At 73.0% G+C, this 4,714-nt stretch carries 3 protein-coding genes; 1 reads left to right on the top strand and 2 read right to left on the bottom strand.

The genetic code is table 11. The annotated features are described in order from the left end of the window. Positions 1-31 precede the first annotated feature (31 nt). A complete protein-coding gene (locus tag AOK18_RS19335; RefSeq protein WP_055695179.1) occupies positions 32-1,873 on the bottom strand; it encodes a VWA domain-containing protein in 1,842 nt (613 codons plus the stop codon). A 255-nt stretch (positions 1,874-2,128) separates the two neighbouring features. Between AOK18_RS19335 and AOK18_RS19330 the strand changes: the two genes are divergently transcribed. After that, positions 2,129-4,225, top strand: coding sequence for a PhoX family protein (locus AOK18_RS19330; protein WP_055695178.1), 2,097 nt, complete (start codon positions 2,129-2,131; stop codon positions 4,223-4,225). A gap of 148 nt (positions 4,226-4,373) precedes the next feature. On the opposite strand, the gene AOK18_RS19325 is transcribed toward AOK18_RS19330, so the two are convergent. Then, positions 4,374-4,714, bottom strand: a 341-nt coding sequence (locus AOK18_RS19325; protein ID WP_206281562.1) for an endonuclease/exonuclease/phosphatase family protein, incomplete at its 5' end; no start/stop codon positions are given.

Below are 4,714 nucleotides of genomic sequence, written 5' to 3'. Positions count from 1 at the left end.
TGGCGTCCCTGAGCCGGGGGGATCCCCCGGCTCAGGGACGCCAGGACTCCAGTACGGCCTCGTAGAGCTCCTTGTCGGTGAGCTCCAGGGGGGACTCGCCGGCGAGGAAGTGGGCCGTGTTCGGCGTCTTCAGCTTGCGGAGGTAGTCGAACGCCTTGTTCTCCGGGTCCCCGAAGGCGACGAACGAGAAGAAGACGGAGGGGTGGGTCTTCGCGGCCTCCGTGAGCGCCTGCGTCGCGGGGGTCTTCGTGTCGGGGGCACCGTCCGTCTGGAAGACCACCAGGGCGGGCGTGCCGGATGCCGCCTTGTCGTGCAGGGCGAGGACCTCGGCCACGGCCGCGTGGTAGCTGGTCCGGCCCATCCGGCCGAGCGACTCGTGCAGGGTGTCGATCTTGTTCTCGTGGTCGGCGAAGGTCAGCTCGCCGGTCCCGTCGACCTCGGTCGAGAAGAAGACGACCTTGACCGTGACGGACTCGGGGTCCGTGTCGAGGTGCGCCGCGAGAGCGAGGGTCTGCTCGGCGAGGGCCTGCGCGGAACCGTCCTTGTAGTACGGGCGCATCGACGCGGAGCGGTCCAGGACGAGGTAGACCTTGGCCCGGGCGTCGGCGAGACCGCGCTCGGCGAGGGCCCGGCCCGCGGCCTCGTAGGCGGTGCGGAGGGCCTCCGGCGTCTGGAGGGGGGCGGTCTCGGCCTTGGCTTCGGCCTTGTCCTCGTCCTCGTCCTCGTCCTCAGCTTCGGTTGCGGCTTCGGCCTTGGGAGCGGGCTCGGGTTCGGCGGCGGGCTCGGGCTGAGGCTCCGGGGTGGCCTCCGGCTCCGGGGCCGCCGCCGCGGGCTGCGTCTCCGGCTCTGCCTTCGGGGTGGCCTCGGGCTTGGTCTCGGCCTCGGGCTCGGCCTCGGGCTCGGGCTTGGCCTTGGTCTCGGCCTCGGGCTCGGGCTCGGGCTTGGCCTTGGTCTCGGCTTCGGCTTCGGGCTTTGCCTCCGGCTCGTCCTCGGCGGACGGCTCGGATTCGGTCTCGGCCTTGGCCTTGGTCTCGGCTTCGGGCTTTGCCTCCGGCTCGTCCTCGACGGACGGCTCGGATTCGGTCTCGGCCTCGGGCTTGGCCTCGGCCTTGGCTTCGGCTTCGGGCTTCGCCTCCGGCTCGTCCTCGGCAGACGGCTCGGGCTTGGCCTCGGCCTCCGGCTGGGACTCGGCCTCCGGCTGGGACTCGGCCGCGGGCTGGGGCTCGGCCGCAGGCTCAGGATCGGCCTCGGCCTTCGGGGCGGCCTCGGTCACCGGTTCGGGTTCGGACTCGGTCTTGGACTCGGAAGCGGTGTCGGCCGTGGGCTCCCGGTCCGTCTCGGGCTCGGGCTCCGGGTCGGCCTGGGACTCGGGAGCGCTGTCCGGCCCGGTCCTGGTCTCGGGCTCGGACTGTGCCTCGGCCTCGGGCTCGGACTTGGTCTCGGCCTTTGTCGCGGTCTCGGGGTTGCTCTCAGGCTCGGCCTTCGTCTCGGACTTGGTCTCGGGCTCGGGCTGAGGGGTGTCGGGGGTGGTCTCCGCCTTCGGTTCCGGGGAACCGGTGGCGGGGGGCGTCGCGTTGTCGAAGGCCGCGGAGACGAGGTCGTGCTCGTCGGTGCGGGGCTCCGGGACGGAGGCCTTGGTGGCCTGCGGCGTCGGTTCGGAGGAGGGGGACGGGACCCGGGGGGCCGAAGCAGCGGCCGCCGTGGACTCGTCGGCCGGTTCGGACGGCGTCGGGGTGGCCGCGGTCGCGGCGTCGGGGCGGGCGGTGTGCTCCGCACCGTCCGTTCCGGCGACCGGCGCCGCACCCTCCACCTCTGCCGTGCTCGCTTTGCGTGACCGGCCGAACGCGTTCCGCAGGAGAGTGAGAATGCCCATGTGCGCAACCCTTCGCGTGAGTTGTAGCCCGTCAAACCCTGGCCAGGACGGACACGTAAGGTTAGCCGCCCTCGTGGGTGATCTTCGGCAGGGTGTCAAGGGCGTCATTCGGCCCGTGCGGGCCGCGGTACGGGGGAGCGGGCAACTCCCTTCGTGCTGCCGCAGGTTCACTCTCCGTTCACCCTGGCGCCCGGCTGCCGCACATATGTGCCCCTACGGTCACGCTGACACCCCGGGTTTCCAAGGAGAGAACACGTGCGCAAGCTGCTTCCGTTGATCGGGACGCCGTCCGGTTCGCACCCCGGCGGCCGGTCCGCCATGACCTGCCGTTTCCGGTGTGGTGACGCCTGCTTCCACGAGGTGCCCAACACCAGCGCCAACGCGTACGTCGGCGACGTCGTCTCCGACGCCCTCAGCCGCCGGTCGATGATGCGGGCCGCCGCCGCCGTCACGGTGGTCGCGGCCGGGGCCGGCGCGGTCGGCCTCGCCGATGCTCCCGAGTCCCAGGCGGCCCCCGCCGCCGGCAAGGGAGGCCACGGAAACGGCCACGGCCAGGGGACCCGGAAGCCGAAGGGCGCCCGCGGTCTGCGGTTCACGCCCGTCGCGCCCAACACCGCCGACGCCGTCACCGTGCCGGAGGGCTACGACCAGAACGTCGTCATCCGCTGGGGCGAGCCCATCCTGCGCGGCGCGCCCGCCTTCGACCCCGAGAACCAGACGGCCGAGGCGCAGGCCGGGCAGTTCGGGTACAACGTCGACTTCCTCGCGCTGCTCCCCCTCAAGGGCGAGCGCGGCCGGCAGCTGCTCGTGGCCAACCACGAGTACACCGACGAGGTCCTGATGTTCCGCGGCTACGACGCCGACAACCCGACCCGCGAGCAGGTGGAGATCGGCTGGGCCGCGCACGGCCTGGGCGTGGTCGTCGTCGAGGAGGACCGCAGGAGCGGCAGGCTCACGCCGGTCACCCGGCACCACCTCAACCGGCGGCTCACCGCCACCTCCGAGTTCCGGCTGACCGGTCCCGTCGCCGGGTCCGACCTGGTGAGGACCTCCGCCGACCCGACCGGCCGCAAGGTGCTCGGCACCCTCAACAACTGCGCCGGCGGCACCACCCCGTGGGGCACGACCCTGCACGGCGAGGAGAACTTCAACCAGTACTTCGCCCACGGCAGCCGCACGACCGACAAGCGGTACGGCATCGGCACCGGCGCCACCGAGCGCAAGTGGGAGCGGTTCGACAAGCGGTTCGACCTCGCCCAGGAGCCCAACGAGGCGCACCGGTTCGGCTACGTCGTCGAACTCGACCCGTACGACCCGGACTCCGTCCCGCGCAAGCGCACCGCGCTCGGCCGCTTCAAGCACGAGGGCGCGACCGTGCGCCTGACCCACGACGGCCGCCCGGTCGTGTACTCCGGTGACGACGAGCGGTTCGACTACCTCTACAAGTTCGTCGGCAGCAAGCGGATGCGGCACGGCGACAGCCGTTCCGCGCGCGAGCACAACCTCACGCTGCTCGACGAGGGCACCCTCTACGTCGCCCGGATCACCGGCGACTCGCCGTCCATCGAGATCGACGGCACCGGCAGGCTCCCGAAGGACGGCGAGTTCGACGGCAGCGGCCAGTGGATCCCGCTGGCCACCGCCACCGCCAAGGGTGCCGTCTCGCACGTCGACGGGATGACGGCCGAGGAGGTCTTCGTCTTCACGCGGATCGCCGGCGACAAGGTGGGCGCCACCAAGATGGACCGCCCCGAGGACGTCGAGCCCAACCCGGTCACCGGCAAGGTCTACGTCGCCCTGACCAACAACAGCAACCGCGGTGTCGGTGCGCACCCCGGGGCGGACGAGGCCAACCCGCGCAACGCCAACAAGCACGGCCACGTCCTCGAGCTGACCGAGCGCTGGAACCGTCCGGAGAGCACCCGCTTCGCCTGGTCGCTGTTCCTGGTCGCGGGCGACCCGCAGGACCCGGCGACGTACTTCGCGGGCTTCCCGAAGGACTCCGTGAGCCCCATCTCCTGCCCGGACAACGTCGCCTTCGACGCCCACGGCAACCTGTGGATCTCCACCGACGGCGCCGCCCTCGGCTCGCACGACGGGCTCTTCGGCGTCGCCACGCGCGGCGACCGCCGCGGCGAGCTGAAGCAGTTCCTCACCGTGCCGAAGGGCGCGGAGACCTGCGGTCCGATCGTCCAGGACCGGCGGGTGCTCGTCGCCGTGCAGCACCCCGGTGAGGTGGACGGCGCGTCGGCGGAGAACCCGGGCAGCACCTGGCCCGACGGACCCGGCACGTACCCCCGGCCCGCCGTGGTCGCCGTGTGGCGCACCGACGGCAGCGACATCGGCGTCTGAGTCCGGAGGACAAGGGCACCGGGGCCGGGACCGGCACCCTTACGGACCCGGCTTCGGCCGCGGGGGAGCGCGGGCGCGCTGCGGGGCGCCCGCGCTCCCCCCCGCCGCGTCCGGGCGCGGCAGGGGTGCCGCCGCACCGGGACCGGGGTCAGTCGCCGCGGTGCAGTGCGAGGTCGACGACCAGGGTGCGGTGGTCGGTGTCGGCGAGGTCGAGGAAGCGGGGCCGGTCCGCGGCGAACTGCCGGGACACCAGCACGTGGTCGATCTGGGCGCCGAGGACCGGCGTGGTCACGGCCGGCCAGGTCGGGGTCCGGTGGGCGCCGCCCAGCCGGGCGGCGTCGCTGAGCCCGGAGTCGAGGAGGCGCCGGAAGGCGGCGTGGTCCTGGGAGGCGTTGAAGTCCCCGGCGAGCACCATCGGGGCCGTCGGGTCCGCGGTGACGACGTCGCGCAGCCGGCGGAGCTCCCGCTCCCAGACGCCCACCTGGCCGG

The sequence above is a fragment of the Streptomyces prasinopilosus genome (assembly GCF_001419695.1).
Classification (GTDB): Bacteria; Actinomycetota; Actinomycetes; order Streptomycetales; family Streptomycetaceae; genus Streptomyces; species Streptomyces prasinopilosus.
The sequence above is the reverse complement of the archived record's forward strand: the minus strand, read 5'-3'. Positions and strand labels throughout refer to the sequence as shown.

Bases quoted from the DNA above. Each gene is read 5' to 3' on its own strand.
- AOK18_RS19335 (WP_055695179.1), bottom strand. From the start codon at position 1,873: ATGGGCATTCTCACTCTCCTGCGGAACGCGTTCGGCCGGTCACGCAAA.